The sequence below is a fragment of the Rhodopseudomonas sp. G2_2311 genome, from assembly GCF_047501505.1.
Classification (GTDB): domain Bacteria; phylum Pseudomonadota; class Alphaproteobacteria; order Rhizobiales; family Xanthobacteraceae; genus Rhodopseudomonas; species Rhodopseudomonas palustris_H.
In genome coordinates, this window is sequence record NZ_JAZDRK010000014.1 from 86,143 (window position 1) to 106,177 (window position 20,035).

Genomic DNA, 20,035 nt, shown 5'->3' on the forward strand with positions numbered 1-20,035 from the left:
CTGAGCCGCCTTGATCGAAACGCCAGCAAGTTGAGGGGGTTAAGCAACCCTCAGCTTAGGTCCGCGGCCGCTGGGTGAGGTTTCGAGATGACGGACCGCCGCTTTGTGCGCATCTCCGGGCGAGCGGAAGCCCTGCCCTTCGAGCCCGGAGAAGTCGTCGCTAGCGGCGTGGAAACGGAAACTGCGACCGTCGCGAACCACTATACCGGCGGCGCGCGAATTCACTTCGATGATGAAGGCATGGGACATGGCGGCACTTCGTTGGTCGTCGACTCGCTCGGGGGAGCGGGTACGCCGGCCTGATAGCCGCGCTCTGTTTCACCCAGATGAAGCGCGCTTAAAGCTTTGATCTTACGTCGATCTGCTGAGCAGGAGGGAACCGGCCGCTCAGCAGCAGGACATCGGCGGAAACGCCGGCTGCAGCTTGCGCAGCGCGCGGTAGAACCGGGCAAACCAGCGGCGCGGCCAGGGCTGCGCCTGGAGCCAGCGCTCCTGAACGTCCTCGTCCGGCTCGATCGGCGCCTCGGTGGCGGCAGGTCCTGGCGCTGGCGCCGGATCGATCACCGGTGGGGCAGCGGGCTTGGCCGGAGCCTCGAACGCGACCGCGATCCGCGGCCGGTCGTCATAAGTGAGCATCGCCATATCAGCCTCGCTTTTCTGCCGGCGCAGTCGCCGGCGGTGGCAAGGGCGGATCGTCGTCGGCGATCGCTCGCCAGGCGGCTCCGTCGAGATCTTCGTACTGGCCGCTCTTCAGCGACCACAGAAACGCAATCAGTCCGAGCAGGCCGAGCCCGAGCGCCAGCGGGACCAGGATCACCATTACTTCCATGCCGCGGCTCCCGGGCGAACGCGGCGGGCCCGCATCGCATTCAGCATCACCAGCAGCGACGATCCCGACATCGCCAGCGCCGCGATCAGCGGTGTGGCATAGCCTGCGATCGCAATCGGTACCGCCAGCACATTGTAGCCGATGGCCAGACCGAGATTTTCCCGCATCACCGCCATCGCTTTACGCGAATAATCGACCGCGGCCAGCACCGGCGCAAGCTCCTTGCCGAGGAACACCAGATCGGCGGTGGCCTGACTGAGATGGGTGGCGCTGATCGGCGACATCGAGACGTGCGCAGCGGCCAGCGACGGTGCGTCGTTCATGCCGTCGCCGACCATCATGACGATGCGGCCCTGCTTTTTCAGCGCCTCGATGTGGGCGATCTTCTCGGCCGGCGTCACGCCGGCGCGCCAGGCGGACACGCCGAGCGCATCGGCCGCATGGCGCACCGCCGGTTCGCGATCACCCGACAGCAGCTCCACCGCGATGCCGCGATTCATCAAGGCGTCGATCGTCTTGGCGGCATCGGGACGCAGCAATTGGCGCACGGCGAACACCACCCGCTGTTCGCCGCGGCTGAACGCCACCACGGAGACTTCGGGGTCTTCGCTGAGGATCTGATTGGCTTCAGCATCGGCGCCGCAGAACGCCGGACTGCCGAGCCTCAATTCTTCGCCGCCAAAGCTGGTGCGGACGCCGCGTCCGGGTTCTTCGACCACGTTGGGCAGCGGCGACTTGGCGTGCGCGGCGCGCGCCACAGCGGCGGCGACCGGATGGTGGCTGGCCAGCGCAAGCCGGCCGGCGAGCTCGAACACCTCGGGCGGGATGCCGGCGGCGTTGACGACATCCAGCTCGGGCAGCGTCAGCGTACCGGTCTTGTCGAACACGATGGTGTCGACCGATGCGGCGCGCTCGATCGCGTCACCGGCGTTGAGCAGCACGCCGGCGCGGAACATCGCGCCGGATGCGACGGTCTGCACCGCCGGAATAGCGAGGCCGAGCGCGCAGGGGCAGGTGATGATCAGCACCGCGATGCCGATTACGATCGAATCGTGCCAGCCCGCACCGGCCAGCACCCAGCCGATGATCGTCAGCAGCGCGGTGGCGTGCACCACCGGCGCATAGAGCTGCGAGGCGCGGTCCGCGAGCCGGACATAACGCGAGCGGGCCTGCAGCGCGTGGTCGAGCAGCCGGGTGATCTCGGACAGCAGCGTGCCCTCTGCGGCCGCAGCGACGCGAACGCGGAGCGTACCGGAGACGTTTAACGTGCCGGCATAAACCTGGGTGCCGCGCTCGGCCGGCACATGCAGCGTCTCGCCGGTGATCAGGCTCTGGTCGATCTCGGAACGGCCTTCGATCACGGTGCCGTCGACGGCGCAGCGCTCGCCGGGCCGCAGCAGCACGATGTCACCGGCGCGGACGGCGGCGATCGGCACTTCGCTGATCTCATCGGGGCCGACGAATTTCGTGGCGGTCTCGGCCTTCAGGGCGGCCAGATTGCCGGCGACCGCGCGGGTCTTCTGCCGCATCTTCTGGTCGAGGAAGCGGCCCGCCAGCAGGAACGCGATCAGCATCACGGCGGCATCGAAGTAAGCGTGCTCGGCGTGATTGATGGTCTCGACCAGCGACATGCCGAGCGCCAGCGTGATGCCGATCGTGATCGGCACGTCCATGTTGACGCTTTTGGCCTTCAGCGCGCGGAATGCCGACTGGAAGAACGGCTGCCCCGCATAGGCGGCGCAGGGCAGCGCCACCAGCGCCGACAGCCAATGGAAGAAGTCGCGTGCCTCAGGACTGAGATCGCCGCCGTACCACACCGGCACCGACAGCATCATCACGTTCATGGTGGCGAACACCGCGACGCCGAGGCAGCGCAGCAGGAACTTGGTGCGCTCAGCCTCTTCGACTTCGGCCCGCACCGGCTCGTAGGGGTAAGCCTTGTAGCCGAGCTCGGCGAGGCGATCGATGAACTGGCCGGGCTCCAGCGTGCTGCCCTTGTTCCACTCCACCGCGAGACGGCGATCGGTGAGATTGACGCGGGCCAGCGTCACGTCCGGGATCGATTGCAGACCGCGCTCGATCTTGGCCATGCAGCTGGCACAGTGAACGCCTTCCACCGCGAGGTCGAGATGCGCGATCCGGCCGTCGACGTCTTTGACGTAGTGAGAGAAATCCCGCGTCTGCAGCATTCGGCGATCCTCGTCACGCCTGCCGGAGCGGCGCTTAGTTCAACAGCAGCTTGTTCTTGGAGAGGAACATGCGAACGCCGCCCTGATCCCCTTCCAGAACCAGATCCCAACGGCCCGGCAGCACGCCATTAGCGTCGCCGCGGTACACGCCGCTGCCGACCTCCGCGAGCGCAACCTCGCGGTCGTAGCGCTTGTCGGACGGCCGCTCCAGCCGGCCGAAGAAGTTCAGACCGGCCAGCGGCAGGCCGGCCTTGTCACGGGCCTCGACCTGCAGCACGGCGGCGCCATCGGGCTTGCGCTCGACCTTGGCTTCGACCTTCCAGCCGCGCTGATCCTGATCACGCGCGGCTGCGATCTCACGCTCGTAAGCGAGGCTCGCGGCATAGGCGCTGTCGACCTCGGTGCCCGGCAGCGTCTTGATCGCCAGCGTCATCATCAGTCCGTTGACGCCGAACACGATGCCGAAGAACGCCACCAGGACGGCGAGAACGACTTTGCCGGTGAGAGGACGCGGCGATGATTGCGAACGGCTCATCATAAGGCTCCGGTTCGGATCAGGGCGTGACAAAGACGTCCTTGGTGGAGGCGACCTCGCCCAGCCCGATATCGGTGACATGGAAGGTCACCGGCACCGACTGCGGCACGTCATCGTTTGCGTTGGAGTCGACCAGCACCCGCAGCTCGGTGGTGGTGTCGCGGCCGAGGATGATCATCGGCCGGGACGGGGTGATCGAGTCCGCACCGACGATGTGGATCATCGCATTCGGCGGACCTTCGACGTCGACCGCCACCACGCGGTCGAAGCCGCGCTTGTTGAGGAAGCGGATGGTGTAGCCGTTGCGCACCGAGCCGTCGGACAGCCGCACCGCGACCGGGTTGCGGTCGTGCAGGACGTTGACGTCGAGCAGGCTGCGGTTCGCCAGCTTGTAAACCATCGCACCTCCGATCGCGACGATGATCAGCGAGTAAATCACGGTACGGGCGCGGACCGGCTTGAAGACCTCCGGCTTGCCCTCCATCCGGCGATGGATGTTGATGTCGTTGTCATAGCCGATCAGCCGGGTCGGGCGGCCGATCTTCTTCATCACGTTGTCGCAGGCGTCGATGCACAGGCCGCACTGGATGCAGTCGAGCTGCGGTCCGTTGCGGATGTCGATGCCGGTCGGGCACACGGCGACGCACTGGTTACAGTCGACGCAATCGCCGACCGGCTCGCCGATCGCGCGGAGCTGCGCCGCCTTTTTGAGCGACGAACGCTTCTCGCCGCGGTCGTACTTATAGGTGACGTTGAGCGCCCACTCGTCGGTCAGCGCCGCCTGAATGCGCGGCCACGGGCACATATAGACGCAGACCTGCTCCCGCATGAAGCCGGCCAGCGTGTAGGTGGTGAAGGTGAGGATGCCGATCCAGATATACGCCACCATCGGCGCATCGAAGGTGACCAGCTCCTTGATCAGGGTCGGGGCGTCGGCGAAGTACAGAACCCAGGCGCCGCCGGTCCACCACGCGATCATCAGCCAGATCGAGTGCTTGAGCGCGAGTTCCGCCGCGCGCTGCATCTTGAAGCCTTCGCCGGCCTTGCGCATCCGCTCGCGGCGATCGCCTTCGACGAACCGCTCGACCGCGTAGAACAGATCGGTCCAGACCGTCTGCGGGCAGAGATAACCGCACCACACCCGGCCGCCGAGCGCGTTCATCAGGAACAGGACGATCGCGGCGACGATCAACAGGCCGGTGAAGTAATAGATTTCCTGCGGCCACAGCTCGATGGCGAAGAAGTAGAACCGGTTATTGGCGAGGTCGATCAGCACCGCCTGATCGGGGGCGCCGAGACCGCGGTTCCATCGCACGAAGGGCAAAAAGTAATAGATCCCGAGGCAGACCGCCATCAGGATCCATTTGGTTCGCCGGAACGGGCCGGATACGCTTTGGGGGAAGATTTTCTTTTGGGCCGTGTACAGCGGTCCGTCGTCGTCCGGCTGCAGGTCCGTCGCGCGCAGGGGCTTGTTCATATCGAGGGTTCTTTTCCACTTCTTCTATCGTCGAGCGCAAGCTCAATTCCGGGCGCGCAGATCACAACCTCGCGTGTCCCCCAACACACAAGGTTCTGCGCGCCCGCGAGCGTCGGCTATTTGCCGCCGCCGAGCGAGTGGACGTACACCGCCATCGCCTTGATGGTGGTGGGATCGAGGCGACCGATCCACGCCGGCATCACGCCGCCGCGGCCGTTGGTGATCGTCTCGATGATGGTGGCTTCGTCACCACCGTACAGCCAGATCTTATCCGTCAGGTTGGGCGCACCAAGTTCGGGATTGCCCTTGGCGTCTTCACCGTGACAGGCAACGCAGTTCTCCGCGAAGATCTGCTTGCCGGCCGCCAGATCGACGCCCGGCCGGGTCGACTGGCCCGACAGCGAACGAACGAAGTTGGCGACCTGAACGATCTGGTCCTTGGTCAGCGTGCCGTCCTTGCCGAACGCCAGCATGTTGCCCATGTGGCCTTCGTCGTTACCGGAGCGCGCGCCGTACTTGATGGTCTTTTCGATCTGCTCGAGGGAGCCGCCCCACAGCCAATCGTCGTCGTTGAGGTTCGGGAAGCCCTTGCCGCCGGCAGCGCCCGAGCCGTGGCACGGCGCGCAGTTGTCGCCGAACACCACCTTGCCCTTGGCGCGGGCCAGAGCAAGCAGTGCCGGATTCTTCTCGATTTCTTCGAGCGAGGCAGTCGCCAGCGCCTGCATCTTCTCGCCGCGAACCTGATTGAGCTTGGCGAGATCGACGTCGAGTTCGGCACGCGAAGAGTAACCGAACAGGCCGCGGGTGTAGCCGTTCATCAGCGGCCACGCCGGATAGACGATGAAGTAGCCGATCGACCAGATGATGGTGGCGTAGAACGTCCAGATCCACCACCGCGGCAGCGGCGTGTTCAGTTCCTGGATGCCGTCCCACTCATGGCCGGTCGTGGCCGTGCCGGTGACTTTGTCGATTTCGCCGTGATGTGCATGGTCAGCCATGGTCGTCTCAGTCCTCTCGAAGCGGCATCTGGGCGGCCTCGTCGAACGCCTGTTTGTTTTTCGGCCAGAGCGCATACACCACGATGGCGACGAAGATGGCCATGAACAGCGGCGTCCACCATGTCGTGACGAGACTGGACGCGATGTTGTCGAAGTAGATGATCGCTTTCATGTCGCCGCCTCAGCGAAGGTTCGCTTTTTCGTCGTACAGTTTGAAGTCGACCAGGGTACCGAGCATCTGCAGGTACGAGACCAGCGCGTCGAGCTCGGTCGGGTCACCCGGTTGGCCGTCGAAGTTGCGCACCACCGCCTTGGGGTAGCGCTTCTGCAGATCGGCCGCGTCGGCGCCTTCCGGATCGACCTGCGCCTTGGCGTCGGCTGCCGCCTTGGCGATGTCCTCGTCGCTGTAAGGTACGCCGAGGGTACGGTTGGTCTTGAGGTGATCCGACAGGCTGGCGAGATCGACCTTGCTGTCGGCGAGGAACGCGTAGTTCGGCATCACCGACTGCGGCACGATCGAACGCGGATTCTTCAGATGCGCGACGTGCCAATCGTCGGAGTACTTGCCACCGACCCGGGCGAGATCCGGACCGGTGCGCTTGGAACCCCACTGGAACGGATGGTCGTACATCGACTCCGCAGCCAGCGAGTAATGGCCGTAACGCTCGGTCTCGTCACGCAGCGGACGGATCATCTGCGAGTGGCACAGATAGCAGCCCTCGCGGATGTAGATGTTGCGGCCTGCCAGTTCGAGCGGAGTGTAAGGACGCACCCCGTCGACCTTTTCGATGGTGCTCTTGAGGTAGAACAGCGGGGTGATTTCGACGAGACCACCAATCGCGATCACGAGCAGGATGCCGACGATCAGGACGACCGAGTTGGTCTCGAAGATCTTGTGCCGAGCCCAGATTGACATTGTTTGCTCTCCTTACTCGGCAGGCTGCAGGGCGACGCGAGGCTGAGCCTCGGACCGTTCGCCGACGCGGACGGTCATCCAGAGGTTGTAGGCCATGATCAGCGCGCCGATCAGGAACAGGCCGCCGCCGGCGGCGCGGATGGCGTAGAAGGGGTGCATCGCTTCGACCGACTCGATGAACGAGTATTCGAGGAAGCCCAGCGAGGTGTAAGCACGCCACATCAGACCTTGCAGGATGCCCGACACCCACATCGCCGAGATGTAGAGGACGATGCCGAGGGTCGCGATCCAGAAGTGCCAGTTCACCAGGCGGATGCTGTAGAGCTGCTTGCGGCCCCAGACCCACGGCACCAGGCAGTACAGCGCGCCGAAGGAGACGAAGCCGACCCAGCCGAGCGCGCCGGAGTGGACGTGACCGACGGTCCAGTCGGTGTAGTGGCTGAGCGAGTTGACCGCCTTAATCGCCATCATCGGACCTTCGAAGGTCGACATGCCGTAGAAGGCGACCGACACCACCATCATGCGCAGCACGGGGTCGGTGCGAAGCTTGTCCCAGGCGCCCGACAGCGTCATCAGGCCGTTGATCATGCCGCCCCATGAGGGCATCCACAGCATGATCGAGAAGGTCATGCCGAGGGTCTGCGTCCAGTCGGGCAGCGCGGTGTAGTGCAGGTGGTGCGGACCGGCCCAGATGTACAGGAAGATCAGCGCCCAGAAGTGGATGATCGACAGCCGGTAGGAATAGACCGGCCGCTCAGCCCGCTTCGGAATGAAGTAGTACATGATGGCGAGGAAGCCGGCGGTGAGGAAGAAGCCGACCGCGTTGTGGCCGTACCACCACTGGAACATCGCGTCCTGCACGCCCGACCAGGCGATGTAGGACTTCGAGCCGAGGAAGCTGACCGGCAGAGTCGGGTTGTTGCCGAGATGCAGCACCGCGATGGTGATGATGAAGGCGAGATAGAACCAGTTCGCCACGTAGATGTGGGGTTCCTTGCGCTTCATCAGGGTGGCCAGGAACACCAGCAGGTAGGTGACCCAGACGATGGTCAGCCACAGGTCGGCGTACCATTCCGGCTCGGCGTATTCCTTCGACTGGGTGACGCCCAGCAGATAGCCCGTGCCCGCGATGACGATGAAGAAGTTGTAGCCGATCGCCACGAACCACGGCGCGAGGTCACCGGCGAGCCGGGCCCGGGTGGTCTTCTGCACCACGTAGAACGAGGTCGCCAGCAGCACGTTGCCGCCGAACGCGAAGATCACCGCCGAAGTGTGCAGCGGACGAAGCCGGCCGAAATTGACCCACTGGGCGATGTTCAGGCCCGGATAGGCGAGTTCCAGGGCGATGTAGAGGCCAGCCGAGAATCCGGCGATGCCCCAAAACATTGCCATAAAGGAGAGGAACTTTATCGGCCCGAGATTGTAATTCGGAGCGCCGTTGATTTCCTGCGGCGGCAGGCCCGAACGGCTGCGATGCCGAACGATGATCGCGAACACCGCCCAGGCGCTGAACGCGGCCGCGAGCGCGGCATGAAATGCGAAGGGAGCATCCTTGGCGTAGATCGCCGCATAGATGGACAGGATCGTGGTCAATGCGAACACGACCGTGAGACCACCCTCGCCAAGGGTGATCCGCTTCGAATTCAGGGCTTGATTCATCTGATCAATCTTTTCTTCGGCGGGCAGGTGACTGCACCATCCCCGGTTTCGGGACCGCACGTTTGATTGAAATCAAAATGCCCAAATTTGCGCCACGACGACGCGCGTTTTGTGCGGTGCGATCGACACTTGCTGCTTTTCGATGAAATGCCTCGAAATTGCAAGAACCATCGCGACTTGCGCGGGCTGCCCTCGGCTGCGTACGAGGACGGACGAACACCCCAAATGGAACGTTCGACCAAAGAATGAGGCGCGGCTCAGCAAATGACTTTCATTCGCTTCCGCAGTGCGGGAAAACCAGTCTGACGGCGGTCAGGGACGGCGTCGTTCATAGGTCTTGAGGTGGGTGTAGATCACCCGCAGCCGTGGCACCGGAACCTTCGCCTCATCGGCACGGACGATGAGGTCGCCGATCACGTGATCGGCTTCGATCCGGGCGCCAGCCTGGATGTCGCGAAACATCGAAGCCGTCAGCGTCGAGCCTTCGGCGAGCAGCATGCCGCGGGTGCGTTCGACCGAGGCTTGGCGCGGCGCATGGCCGGCCGCCGCCGCAATCGTGGTGATCTCGTCGAACACCCCGAGCATGAAGTCGGCACCGCCGGGCGCGGCGAGAATGTCGCCGACCGCACCCCGCATCAGTGAGGTCGATCCGGCGAGCGTCGCCAGAAACACCCACTTCTCCCACATCTCCTGCATGATCACCGGCGAGGCGTTGACGCCGAAGTCGCAGCCGCCGAGCGCGGCAGCGATCTGCGTCACGCGTTCCGACATCGCGCCGTCACGCTCGCCGAAGGTGATCGCACTCATCGGCGCGAGCTGGACGACATGGCGCTGCGCATCGAGCGTCGCCGCAATCACGCATTGGCCGCCGAGCACGCGGTCGCGGCCGAATGCAGCGTCCAGCACATCGAGATGCTTCATGCCGTTGAGCAGCGGCAGAATCGTGGTGCAAGGCCCGACGCCGCCCCGGAATGACGCGATCGCGTCGTCGAGGTCGAATGCCTTGCAGCTCAGCACCACCAGATCGTAATCGGGAGCGAGCGCCGAAGCCTGCAGCGCAGGCGGATTTGCGATTTGCGCGTCGCCGTGCGGACTCTTGATCACCAACCCGTCGCGCGCCAATTCCGCCGCACGGCCCGGCCGCACCAGAAACGTCACGTCACGGCCAGCCTGCAGCAGGCGCCCGCCGAAATATCCGCCGATCGCACCGGCACCAACGATCAGAATCCGCATCACGTCCTCCCGAATTTTCGCGAGTCTTAGCCGGATCGCGCAGCGGCTACGAGCGCGATGCCGGCATACCCCTCACCACTTCTCGCCGTAGGGACGGATTTCCATCTCGAACGTCCAGGCGCTCTTCGGCTGCTGATAGAGCTGCCAGTACGCGCCAGCGACCGCCGCCGGCGGCATCAGCAGATCGGGATTGGCGAGCGCATCCTTGCCGAAGATCTGCTCACGGCGCTCGCGCACCCAGGCGGTGTCGACGCCGGAATCGATGATCAGATGCGCCACATGGATATTTTTCGGCATCAGTTCGCGCGCCATCGACTGCGCCACCGCGCGGAGCCCGAATTTGGCGGAAGCGAATGCCGCAAAGCCTGAGCCGCCGCGCAGCGACGCGGTCGCGCCGGTGAAGAAGATCTTGCCCTGCCCGCGCGCCAGCATCAGCCGTGCCGACTCCCGGCCCGACACGAAGCCGGCCCAGCACGCCATCTCCCACACTTTTCGAAACACCCGATCGGTCGTCTCCAGGATCGGGAAATTGACGTTGGCGCCGACGTTGAAGATCGTCACCTCGAGCGGCGCGTGAGCGTCGGCATCGTTCAAGAACGCCGTCACCTCGTCTTCTTTTCGCGCATCGAGCGAGCGCGCGACGATGCGGCCGCCGGCCGCCTCGATCTCCGCCACCAGCGGCGCCAGCTTCTCGCCGTTGCGCCGGCCGGCGAACACCGTGAAGCCCTTGGCGGCAAACTTCTTGGCGATCTCCGCCCCGATGTAATCGCCGGCTCCGATCACCGCGACAGTTGCGTTGCGTGGCGTCATGCTGGCGTCTCCCTCAAGCTCGTCATTGCGAGCGAAGCGAAGCAATCCACGTTCTCAGCACGGAGCGACTGGATTGCGTCGTCGCTACGCTCCTCGCAAAGACGGGAGAGATCGATTGAAGCTAGCCGTACATCTCTTCGACGTCACGGAGCTGTTCTTTGCCGAAGAACATCTCGGTGCCGACGAAGAAGGTCGGCGAGCCGAACGCGCCGCGCTGGACGGCGTCTTCGGTGTTGGCGATCAGCTTCGCCTTCACCTCCGGCTCCTGCGCGCGGGTCAGCAGCGCCTTGCCGTCGAGCCCGGAGGATGACAGCGCCGCGGCGGCGACTTCGAGATCGTCCATCTTCTTCGGCTCCACCCACATATGTCGGAACGCGGCCTCGACATATTGGTCGAACACGCCGTCGAGCTGCGCCGCCACCGCAGCGCGCATCAGGTTGAGGGTGTTGACCGGGAAATGCGGATTCCAGACATACGGCTTCACCGCGTAGCGCTTGAGGAAGCGCTCGGTTTCCAACGCGTGGAATTCGCGCTTGTTCTTGATTCCGGCTAGCGTTTCCGCTGGCGACTTGTTGTTGGTCGCCTTGAAGATACCGCCGAGCAGCACCGGCACGTAGTCGAACTTGACGCCGATCCGCCGCTCGATCGCCGGGATTGCCTCGTGGGCCAGGAAAGCGTTGGGACTGCCGAAGTCGAACAGGAATTGCGGGGCGGGCTGGGTCATGATCTCCTCCGGCAGCGGCGAGGTCGCCTTATATGATTATCGTCATTCCATACCGACCGTAGCGCGTCTGCCGCGGCCGATCAACCGGGTCGCAGGCGAGGTCCGCGACCTTCGGAACTGTGATGTCCCGCGCCGCGGAAACTCTGCTAAGGCGAAGCACGTTCTCACGGCTGGTGCCGCTTCAATCACTGACAGACATCCGGGGTCTTCGCGACATGCTGACCGTCCATCACCTCAACAACTCCCGCTCGCAACGCGTGCTGTGGCTCCTGGAGGAGCTCGGCACCCCTTACGAGATCAAGCGCTATCAGCGTCAGCCGGACATGATGGCGCCCAAGGAGCTGCGGGCCGTGCATCCGCTCGGCAAATCCCCGGTGATCACCGACAACGGCAATACCATCGCCGAGTCCGGCGCGATCATCGAGTACATCGTGGGCACCTATGGGGACGGCCGGCTGATCCCGCCGCCGAACACCCCGGAGCGGCTGCGCTACACCTACTGGCTGCACTATGCCGAGGGCTCGGCGATGCCGCCCTTGCTGCTCAAGCTGCTGTTCTCGATGATGCCGCAGCGCGCCCCGGCTCTGGTGCGGCCGCTGGTGAAGATGGTGGCGTCCGGCGCGCTGACCGGGTTCGTCGATCCGCAGCTCAAGCTGCACATGGATTATTGGGAGAGCGAACTCGGCAAGGCCGCGTATTTCGCCGGGGACGAATTCACCGCCGCCGACATCCAGATGAGCTTCCCGCTGGAAGCCGCCGCCTCACGCGGCGGCCTCGATCAGCGCTACCCCAAGGCGCAGGCTTGGCTCGACCGCATCCACGCCCGCCCCGCCTACAACCGCGCGCTCGAAAAAGGCGGGCCGTACGAAATCGGCAAGGCGTAATAGCCAGAGCAGCGAGGCCTCGTCATTGCGAGCGAAGCGAAGCAATCCAGCACCGTGCACTGAGCTGGATTGCTTCGTCGCTTCGCTCCTCGCAATGACGACAAGAGTCACCCCATCGGCAGCGGCGTGACGGTGACGCCGGGCGGCGGAACGCTGTCGTCTGGCACGAAGAAGTCCGACATCAGCGGCACGCTCGGGTCGACCCGATACGGTTCGAAGTCGCGCACCCCGGCCTCGTACAGCACGCTGTCATCGATGCAGAACTGGCCGGTAAATTCGCGCGACGGCCTGGTCAGGATCGCATGGGCGGCGTCGCCCATGATCTCCGGCGTGCGGCTGGCGCGGATCATCGCGTCGCCGCCGAGCAGATTGCCGACCGCCGCCGTGGCGATCGTGGTGCGCGGCCACAGCGCGTTGACGGCGACGCCGGCGTGTTTCAGCTCGCCCGAGAGACCGAGCGCCACCATGCTCATACCAAACTTCGCCATGGTGTAGGCGGTCGACGCCGCGAACCACTTCGCCTTCATGTCGAGCGGCGGCGACAGCATCAGGATATGTGGGTTGGCGGCCTTCTTCAGATGCGGGATGCAATATTTCGACACCATGAAGGTGCCGCGGGTGTTGATCCCCATCATCAGGTCGTAGCGCTTCATCTCGGTCGCCTGCGAATTCGTCAGGCTGATCGCGCTGGCGTTGTTGACGCAGATGTCGATGCCGCCGAACTCCGCCACCGTCTTGCCGATCGCGTCGACCACCTGCGCCTCGTCGCGGATGTCACACACCAGCGGCAACGCCTTGCCGCCGGCCGCCACGATCTCCTCGGCCGCGGTGTAGATCGTCCCCTTCAGCTTCGGATGCGGCTCGGTAGTCTTGGCGGCGATCGCCACATTGGCGCCATCCCGCGCCGCCCGCAGCGCGATCGCGAGCCCAATACCCCGGCTCGCCCCGGTGATGAACAGCGTCTTGCCCTTTAGTGGTGCCATCTGACGTCCTCCCCCCTCATGCAAACCGGATCGGTCTCCCGCGAGGGTAGCGCCGGTTCTCTGAAAACCGAAGTGATCGGAAGGCTAGCAGGCGCCAACCGGGTCCACTTGCGGCGAGAGGTTGCGCCTGTTGGCGTCATGCGCGGGCTTGACCCGCGCATCCATCCTCTTCGTAAGAAAAAGTCGGACGAAGATGGATTGCCGGGTCGAGCCCGGCAATGACACCTTGCACTACTCATTACGATCAATTCCCCGCCGCCGTCGCGCCCCGTGTTCGCGGGTCCGGCGCGCCGTGGAAACCGTCGGCGTCGATCCAGATCGAGTTCGCCGAGGTCTGGCCGAGCGGAGTGACGACGCGGTGGCCCATGGCGCGGAGCGCGTCCAGGGTCGCGTCGGGAAAGCCGCCTTCGACCCGCACCTCGTCCGGCAGCCACTGATGATGCAGCCGCGGCGCCGAAACGGCGTCGGCGACATTCATCCGGTAATCGATCACATCGACGATCACCTGCAGCACCGCCGAAATGATCCGGCTGCCGCCGGGCGAGCCGGTGATCAGCACCGGCTTGCCGTCCTTCAGCAGAATCGTCGGCGACATCGATGACAGAGGCCGTTTGCCGGGCGCCGGCAGGTTGGCGGCGAAGCCGACCAGGCCATAGGCGTTGGACGCTCCAGGGGCCGCGGTGAAATCATCGAGTTCGTTGTTGAGCAAGACGCCGGTGCCATCCGCCACCAGCCCGACGCCGTAAGAGAAGTTGAGCGTGTAGGTGTTGCTCACCGCATTGCCGTCGGCATCGGCGACTGAAAAGTGCGTGGTGTTCTGGCCCTCGCGCGGCTGCGGCAGCGGCTCAGCAACCGGCGTGGCCCGTTGCGGATCGATGCCGGCGCGCAGGCTTGCCGCGTAGTCCTTCGACAACAGCTTCGCCACGGGCGCCTCACTGAAGGCAGGATCGCCGAGATAGCGGGCGCGATCCGCATAGGCGCGCTTCATCGCTTCGATCAACAGATGCAGCGACGGCGGCGTGCCCTGCCCGAGCTCGCGCATCGCGTAGCCTTCCAGGATGTTCAGGCTCTCGATCAGCACGACGCCGCCGGACGACGGCTGCGGCATCGCCACGATATCGTAGCCGCGGTAGCTGCCACGCAGTGGCGGGCGCAGCATCGGCTGATAGCCGGCGAGATCCTCCGGCGTGATCAACCCGCCGGCCTCGCGAATGCCACGCGACAATTTCTCGGCAACCGGGCCGCGATAGAACCCGTCCGGTCCCTGTTTGGCGATGGTTTCGAGCGTTGCGGCCAGATCGGGCTGCACCAGCCTGTCGCCGGCCTGCAGCGGCGAGCCGTCGGGACGCGCGAACACCTTACGGGTGGAAGGCCAGCGCGACAGCCAGGCGTGCCAATCCGGCAGCGTATCGGCGATGTCGTCGGCGATGACGATGCCGTCCCGGGCCAGCGCAATCGCTGGCGCGATCACCTCCGCGAGCTTGAACTTGCCGGAGCCGTATTTCTCAAGAGCGAGCGCCAACCCAGCCACGGTGCCGGGAACGCCGATGCCGAGCGCGGATTTGCGCGATTTGTCCGGGTCGGGTTTGCCGCCCGTCAGAAACATGTCCTGTGTGGCGGCCTGCGGCGCGGTCTCGCGATAATCGATCGCCACGTCCTCATTCTTCGCCGCGGAATGGATCACCATGAAGCCGCCGCCGCCGAGATTGCCGGCGCGCGGATAGGTGACCGCCATGGCGAAGCCGGTCGCCACCGCGGCATCGATCGCATTGCCGCCGCGGGACAAAAAGCTGGCGCCGATTTCCGCAGCCAGCCGCTCCTGCGCCACTACCATGCCGTGTTTGGCGATCACCGCTTGGGCCGGCCCGCGCGCCATGCCGCTGCGCATATCCTGCGCCGGCGCGGCAACCGGGCTCAGCACCAGCACCAGCACGGCCAGCGTCATCAAAATGCGTTGCGGGACGCGCAGTGTGATCATCGAGCGGCTCCGATTTCTGCGGCGCAGGCTGCCACGCGCCGGACGAATCCTATAGGCAATCGAAGCCGCGAGGCAAAACGCGGTCCGGCCCGCGGAAGGAACAAGATGTCGTCATCTGTCGCGGAAGGCATCGCGCAAACTCGTGAACCGATCCGCTATCCGTCGCAGGGCGCCGTTATCGGCTGGATCCTGTTCGACTGGGCGGCGCAGCCTTACTTCACGCTGATCACGACCTTTATCTTCGCGCCCTATTTCGCCACCTACGTGGCGCCCGATCCGGCGACCGGCCAATCGCTGTGGGGCTTCGCCACCGCGGCGAGCGGTTTCGTCATCGCGTTGGCATCGCCGGTGCTCGGCGCGATCGCGGATGCCAGCGGCCGCCGCAAGCCCTGGATCGCGCTGTTCGGCGGCATGCTGGTGATTGGATCGATGCTGATGTGGTTCGGCAAGCCGGGCGAACCACATACGATTCTGCCGCTGCTGATCGCCTACGCGATCGCCACCATCGGTGTTGAATTCGCCACCGTGTTCAACAACGCGATGATGCCCAATCTGGTGCCGCCGGAGAAGATCGGCCGCCTGTCAGGGACCGGCTGGGCGACCGGCTATGTCGGCGGCATCCTGTCGCTTGTCCTGGTGCTCGGCTTTCTGGCCGCGAGCCCGGAGACAGGCAAGACCCTGCTCGGCCTTGCGCCGTGGTTCGGACTCGATCCGGCGCTGCACGAGGGCGACCGCATCAGCGGCCCGCTCACCGGGGCGTGGTTCGTCGTGTTCGTGCTGCCGATGTTTCTGCTGACGCCGGACTTCCCGGCCAAGCTGGCGCCGCGCGCCGCGATCCGCGAGGGCCTGCGCGAGCTCGCCGAAACGCTGCGCGACCTGCCGCGACGGCGCTCGCTCGCGATCTTTCTGCTCGCCAACATGATCTACACCGACGGGCTGGTATCGCTGTTCGCGTTCGGCGGCATCTACGCCACCGGCACCTTCGGCTGGAGCACGATCCAGATCGGCACCTTCGGCATCATCCTGGCGATCGCCGCCACCATCGGCGCATTCGTCGGCGGCAGACTCGACGATGCGTTCGGTTCCAAACGGGTGATTGCCGGCTCGCTGCTCCTCCTGCTGATCGCAATTGCCGGCATCCTGCTGATCGATCCCAGCCATGTCTTGCTGATCGAAGTAACACCGCCGCAACCGGGCGCGGCGCTGTTCGCCTCACCTGCCGAACGCGCCTACCTGCTGCTCGGCTGCCTGATCGGCATCGCCGGCGGACCGCTGCAGGCGGCATCGCGCACGCTGCTGATCAGGATCGCCCCACGGGACCGGATCGCCCAATATTTCGGCCTTTTCGCCCTCACCGGCAAAGTGACGTCGTTCATCGGCCCGCTGCTGATCGCGACCGTCACCGCGCTGGCGAGCAGCCAGAAGGCCGGCATGGCCGTGCTGGTGCTGTTCTTCGTCGCCGGATTGGCGCTGCTGACCCAGGTTCGGGGCTCGGCGGACTGATCGCGCCGGTGCGTGGACAAACACGCCGACATGATCTATAGGAGCGGGCATGATCCACCTGACCGCCTCGTACTGGTACTTTTATTTTAGCAGCTCGCTGGCGGCGGGAGGATTTCGCGCGATCTGAAGATTGCAGCATAGAGATCCGACAAGCCGCCAGACCTGGCGGCTTTTTCGTTTGAGCCGGCAGGTCTCCTGAACAGGAGCAAACTGCCGTGTTGACCACCACAGACGACCTTCGCCTTCAGAAAATCACCGAACTGAGTACGCCCGCCGAAGTGATGGGCGAGATTCCGCGCACACTGACCGCGACACGCACTGTCGCGGCGAGCCGCAGCGCGATTCACGCCATCCTGACCGGGGCCGACGACCGGCTGCTCGTGATTGTCGGTCCCTGTTCGATTCACGATCCGGCCGCGGCCATGGACTATGCCAGCCGTCTGGCGGCGCTGCGCGAGACCCTGGCCGACCGGCTCGAGATCGTGATGCGGGTGTATTTCGAAAAGCCGCGTACCACGGTGGGTTGGAAAGGCCTGATCAACGACCCGGATCTCGATGGCAGCTTCCGGATCGACAAGGGACTGCGGTTGGCGCGTGACGTGCTGTCGGCCGTGAACAATCTCGGCCTGCCCGCCGCCACCGAATTCCTCGATCTGATCACGCCGCAGTACATCGCGGATCTGGTCGCCTGGGGGGCGATCGGCGCGCGCACCACCGAGAGCCAGATCCACCGCGAACTCGCGTCGGGGCTATCCTGCCCGATCGGCTTCAAGAACGGCACCGATGGCAATGTCCGGATCGCCGCGGAGGCGGTGAAGTCCGCGGCGCAGCCGCATCATTTCATGGCGGTGACCAAGGGCGGGCGCAATGCGATCGCGGCCACCACTGGTAACAGCGACTGCCACGTCATCCTGCGCGGCGGCGTCACGCCGAACTACGATGCCGCAAGTGTGGAAACCGCCGCGGCGGTGCTCGGCAAGATCGGCCTGGCGCCGCGACTGATGATCGACGCCAGCCACGCCAACAGCAGCAAGCAGCCGGACAACCAGCCGAAGGTCACGGCCGATGTCGGACGCCAATTGGCGGCGGGCGAGAACCGCATCATCGGCGTGATGATCGAGAGCAATCTGGTCGCTGGTCGGCAGGATGTGGTGCCGGGTCGGCCGCTGCAGTACGGCCAGAGCATCACCGACGGCTGCATCGACTGGGCGACGACCGAGACGGTGCTGCACGAGCTGGCGGAAGCGGTCGAGAGCCGGCGAGCTGCGCGGCATAGCGCTCAGCAGGAAGGTGCTGCAGCTTGATCAGCTGAGCGGGATTGCCATCGCGTGCTACCCCGAACTGCGATCTTCAGCAGCGGGCACTTTCGCTTCCCACGTCATGCCCGGCCGTGTGCCGGGCATCCACGCCTTGCTGACTGAAACTCAGACGAGGCGTGGATGGCCGGGACAAGCCCGGCCATGACGGAGTTCGGGGGCAACCAAGTGAGACGGAAAGCCGTCGGAGCGTGTTAGTGCCGGAAGTGCCGGGTGCCGGTGAACACCATGGCGATGCCGGCGTCGTCCGCCGCCTTGATCACTTCGTCGTCGCGCACCGAGCCGCCGGGCTGGATCACCGCAGTGGCGCCGGCTTCGATGCAGGCCAGCATACCGTCGGCGAACGGGAAGAACGCATCCGAAGCGACGACCGAACCCTTGGTCATCGGCGCCGCGAGCTTCAGCTCGGCCGCTGCATCCTGCGCCTTGCGGGCGGCGATGCGGGCGGAGTCGACGCGGCTCATCTGACCGGCACCGATGCCGACGGTGGCGAGGTCCTTGGCGTAGATGATGGTGTTGGACTTGACGTGCTTGCCGACGCGGAACGCGAACTTCAGGTCGCGCAGCTCGGCTTCGGTCGGCTGCCGCTTGGTGACGACCTTCAGCGCCATGTCATCGACCACCGCATTGTCGCGGCTCTGTACCAGCAGGCCACCGGCGACGGTCTTGTAGGTCAGGCCGTTGGCGCGCGGATCGGGCAGCGCGCCCGCCAGCAGCAGCCGCAGGTTCTTCTTCGCCGCGACGATCGCGATCGCTTCCTCGGTGGCGTCGGGCGCGATGATCACCTCGGTGAAGATCTCGGTGATGGCGCGCGCGGCTTCCGCATCGAGGGTGCGGTTGAGCGCCACGATGCCGCCGAACGCCGACACCGAATCGCAGGCCAGCGCCTTGCGATAGGCATCGAGCAGGCTCGCGCCTTCGGCGACGCCGCAGGGGTTGGCGTGCTTGACGATGACGCAGGCCGCGGTGCGCTTGGCATCGAACTCGCCGACGCACTCATACGCGGCGTCGGTGTCGTTGATGTTGTTGTAGGACAGCTCCTTGCCCTGCACCTGGCGTGCAGTGGCAACGCCCGGACGCTTCTCCGGGGTGGCGTAGAACGCCGCGGTCTGGTGCGGGTTTTCGCCGTAGCGCAGCGACTGGATCAGCCGGCCGCCGATCGCGCGGAAGTCCGGCGCGTCGGTCTTGAGCTGCAGCGCGAACCAGTTGGAGATCGCCGCATCGTAAGCCGCGGTGCGGGCATAGGCCTTAGCGGCGAGGCGCTTGCGCAAATTCAGCGTGGTCGCACCGTTGTTGGCGGCCAGTTCGTCGAGCACCGCCTGATAATCGTTGGCCTCGACCACCACGGCGACATCGTCGTGGTTCTTGGCCGCCGCGCGGATCATCGCCGGGCCGCCGATGTCGATGTTCTCGATGCAGTCTTCGTAAGATGCGCCCTTATCGACGGTGGCTTCGAACGGATAGAGATTGACGACGAGCAGGTCGATCTGCGCGATGCCGTGATCGGCCATCGCCTTGTTGTGCTCGGCATTGTCGCGGATCGCCAGCAGGCCGCCATGCACCTTGGGGTGCAGGGTCTTGACCCGGCCGTCCATCATCTCGGGGAAGCCGGTCAGATCAGAGACGTCCTTCACCGGCAGGCCGGCGGCGGCGATCGCCTTGGCGGTGCCGCCGGTCGAGACCAGCTCGACGCCGTGGCCAACGAGCGCCTTGGCGAAATCGATCAGACCGGTCTTATCGGAAACGGACAGAAGGGCACGGGTGACGCGGCGCGGCTTAGTCATGGGGCAAGATCCTCTGATGGAAGGAAACATATGCCCAGGCGCGCGGCGGATACGTCCCGCGCTTCCCGATGGTGCTCCATCCTAGGTCGCCAGTCGCGCGAGGCGGGCGTTGGTTAGCAGTTTTCGCCGACTGCCACAACGGCGACCAAGGTCGTTCAGCCTTGCGGATTTGCCGGGTTTTGCTGGCGAACCGCTATTCCCGTCGCCGGGACGACGC

General features: G+C 65.1%; 19 protein-coding genes and 1 riboswitch. Of the genes, 4 read left to right on the top strand and 15 right to left on the bottom strand.

Annotation, left to right across the window (positions count from 1 at the left end; translation table 11 throughout):
- Nucleotides 1-87 precede the first annotated feature (87 nt).
- Nucleotides 88-303, top strand: coding sequence for a hypothetical protein (locus VRZ08_RS17715; RefSeq protein ID WP_414533354.1), 216 nt, complete (start codon nt 88-90; stop codon nt 301-303).
- An 84-nt stretch (nt 304-387) separates the two neighbouring features.
- Here the strand turns inward: VRZ08_RS17715 and VRZ08_RS17720 are convergent, their stop codons facing one another.
- From VRZ08_RS17720 to VRZ08_RS17775, 12 genes are all read right to left on the bottom strand, one after another.
- On the bottom strand, nt 388-642 hold the full coding sequence (locus VRZ08_RS17720; RefSeq protein ID WP_264053747.1) for a hypothetical protein: 255 nt from the start codon (nt 640-642) through the stop codon (nt 388-390).
- Nucleotide 643: 1 nt separating this feature from the next.
- Entirely contained in the window at nt 644-829 is a 186-nt protein-coding gene (gene ccoS, locus VRZ08_RS17725) for a cbb3-type cytochrome oxidase assembly protein CcoS (RefSeq protein ID WP_107342292.1), read from the bottom strand.
- The gene (locus VRZ08_RS17730; protein ID WP_414533355.1) at nt 820-3,018 is read right to left on the bottom strand and encodes a cation-translocating P-type ATPase; all 2,199 of its coding nucleotides are present in this window, start codon (nt 3,016-3,018) and stop codon (nt 820-822) included. The genes ccoS and VRZ08_RS17730 overlap by 10 nt, the downstream gene beginning before the upstream one ends.
- A 34-nt stretch (nt 3,019-3,052) precedes the next feature.
- Nucleotides 3,053-3,553 (bottom strand): FixH family protein, encoded by a 501-nt coding sequence (locus VRZ08_RS17735; protein WP_107346359.1) that lies wholly within the window; start codon nt 3,551-3,553, stop codon nt 3,053-3,055.
- Between the two features lie 19 nt (nt 3,554-3,572).
- On the bottom strand, nt 3,573-5,030 hold the full coding sequence (gene ccoG / locus VRZ08_RS17740; protein ID WP_263990037.1) for a cytochrome c oxidase accessory protein CcoG: 1,458 nt from the start codon (nt 5,028-5,030) through the stop codon (nt 3,573-3,575).
- Between the two features lie 116 nt (nt 5,031-5,146).
- Nucleotides 5,147-6,028 carry a cytochrome-c oxidase, cbb3-type subunit III gene (ccoP, locus tag VRZ08_RS17745; RefSeq protein ID WP_011155587.1) on the bottom strand — a complete coding sequence of 294 codons (882 nt, stop codon included), beginning with the start codon at nt 6,026-6,028 and terminating at the stop codon, nt 5,147-5,149.
- 7 nt (nt 6,029-6,035) lie between these two features.
- Nucleotides 6,036-6,200 (bottom strand): cbb3-type cytochrome oxidase subunit 3, encoded by a 165-nt coding sequence (locus VRZ08_RS17750; protein ID WP_107353670.1) that lies wholly within the window; start codon nt 6,198-6,200, stop codon nt 6,036-6,038.
- Between the two features lie 9 nt (nt 6,201-6,209).
- The gene (gene ccoO, locus VRZ08_RS17755; RefSeq protein WP_414533356.1) at nt 6,210-6,944 is read right to left on the bottom strand and encodes a cytochrome-c oxidase, cbb3-type subunit II; all 735 of its coding nucleotides are present in this window, start codon (nt 6,942-6,944) and stop codon (nt 6,210-6,212) included.
- Nucleotides 6,945-6,956: 12 nt separating this feature from the next.
- On the bottom strand, nt 6,957-8,603 hold the full coding sequence (gene ccoN, locus VRZ08_RS17760; RefSeq protein ID WP_107342297.1) for a cytochrome-c oxidase, cbb3-type subunit I: 1,647 nt from the start codon (nt 8,601-8,603) through the stop codon (nt 6,957-6,959).
- Between the two features lie 312 nt (nt 8,604-8,915).
- Nucleotides 8,916-9,836 carry a 2-dehydropantoate 2-reductase gene (panE, locus tag VRZ08_RS17765; protein WP_414533358.1) on the bottom strand — a complete coding sequence of 307 codons (921 nt, stop codon included), beginning with the start codon at nt 9,834-9,836 and terminating at the stop codon, nt 8,916-8,918.
- 72 nt (nt 9,837-9,908) lie between these two features.
- Nucleotides 9,909-10,646, bottom strand: coding sequence for an SDR family oxidoreductase (locus tag VRZ08_RS17770; protein WP_414533359.1), 738 nt, complete (start codon nt 10,644-10,646; stop codon nt 9,909-9,911).
- A gap of 121 nt (nt 10,647-10,767) precedes the next feature.
- Nucleotides 10,768-11,370: a 2-hydroxychromene-2-carboxylate isomerase gene (locus VRZ08_RS17775; RefSeq protein WP_414533360.1), complete on the bottom strand. Its 603-nt coding sequence runs from the start codon at nt 11,368-11,370 to the stop codon at nt 10,768-10,770.
- A 215-nt stretch (nt 11,371-11,585) separates the two neighbouring features.
- Here VRZ08_RS17775 and VRZ08_RS17780 point away from each other — a divergent pair, with 215 nt between their 5' ends.
- Nucleotides 11,586-12,254 (top strand): glutathione S-transferase, encoded by a 669-nt coding sequence (locus VRZ08_RS17780; RefSeq protein WP_414533361.1) that lies wholly within the window; start codon nt 11,586-11,588, stop codon nt 12,252-12,254.
- A 107-nt stretch (nt 12,255-12,361) separates the two neighbouring features.
- Here the strand turns inward: VRZ08_RS17780 and VRZ08_RS17785 are convergent, their stop codons facing one another.
- Both VRZ08_RS17785 and ggt read right to left on the bottom strand, forming a co-directional pair.
- Nucleotides 12,362-13,237, bottom strand: a complete 876-nt coding sequence (locus VRZ08_RS17785) for an SDR family oxidoreductase (RefSeq protein WP_414533362.1) — start codon at nt 13,235-13,237, stop codon at nt 12,362-12,364.
- 244 nt (nt 13,238-13,481) lie between these two features.
- Entirely contained in the window at nt 13,482-15,215 is a 1,734-nt protein-coding gene (ggt, locus tag VRZ08_RS17790; RefSeq protein ID WP_414533363.1) for a gamma-glutamyltransferase, read from the bottom strand.
- Nucleotides 15,216-15,320: 105 nt separating this feature from the next.
- Between ggt and VRZ08_RS17795 the strand changes: the two genes are divergently transcribed.
- Complete coding sequence (locus tag VRZ08_RS17795; RefSeq protein ID WP_414533364.1) at nt 15,321-16,718, top strand: MFS transporter; 1,398 nt, start codon at nt 15,321-15,323, stop codon at nt 16,716-16,718.
- Nucleotides 16,719-16,933: 215 nt separating this feature from the next.
- The gene (locus tag VRZ08_RS17800) at nt 16,934-18,022 is read left to right on the top strand and encodes a 3-deoxy-7-phosphoheptulonate synthase (protein WP_414533365.1); all 1,089 of its coding nucleotides are present in this window, start codon (nt 16,934-16,936) and stop codon (nt 18,020-18,022) included.
- A 206-nt stretch (nt 18,023-18,228) separates the two neighbouring features.
- Here VRZ08_RS17800 and purH read toward each other — a convergent pair whose 3' ends face one another.
- Nucleotides 18,229-19,818 carry a bifunctional phosphoribosylaminoimidazolecarboxamide formyltransferase/IMP cyclohydrolase gene (gene purH, locus VRZ08_RS17805; protein WP_414533366.1) on the bottom strand — a complete coding sequence of 530 codons (1,590 nt, stop codon included), beginning with the start codon at nt 19,816-19,818 and terminating at the stop codon, nt 18,229-18,231.
- 25 nt (nt 19,819-19,843) lie between these two features.
- Nucleotides 19,844-19,925, bottom strand: a riboswitch (ZMP/ZTP riboswitch).
- Nucleotides 19,926-20,035 lie beyond the last annotated feature (110 nt).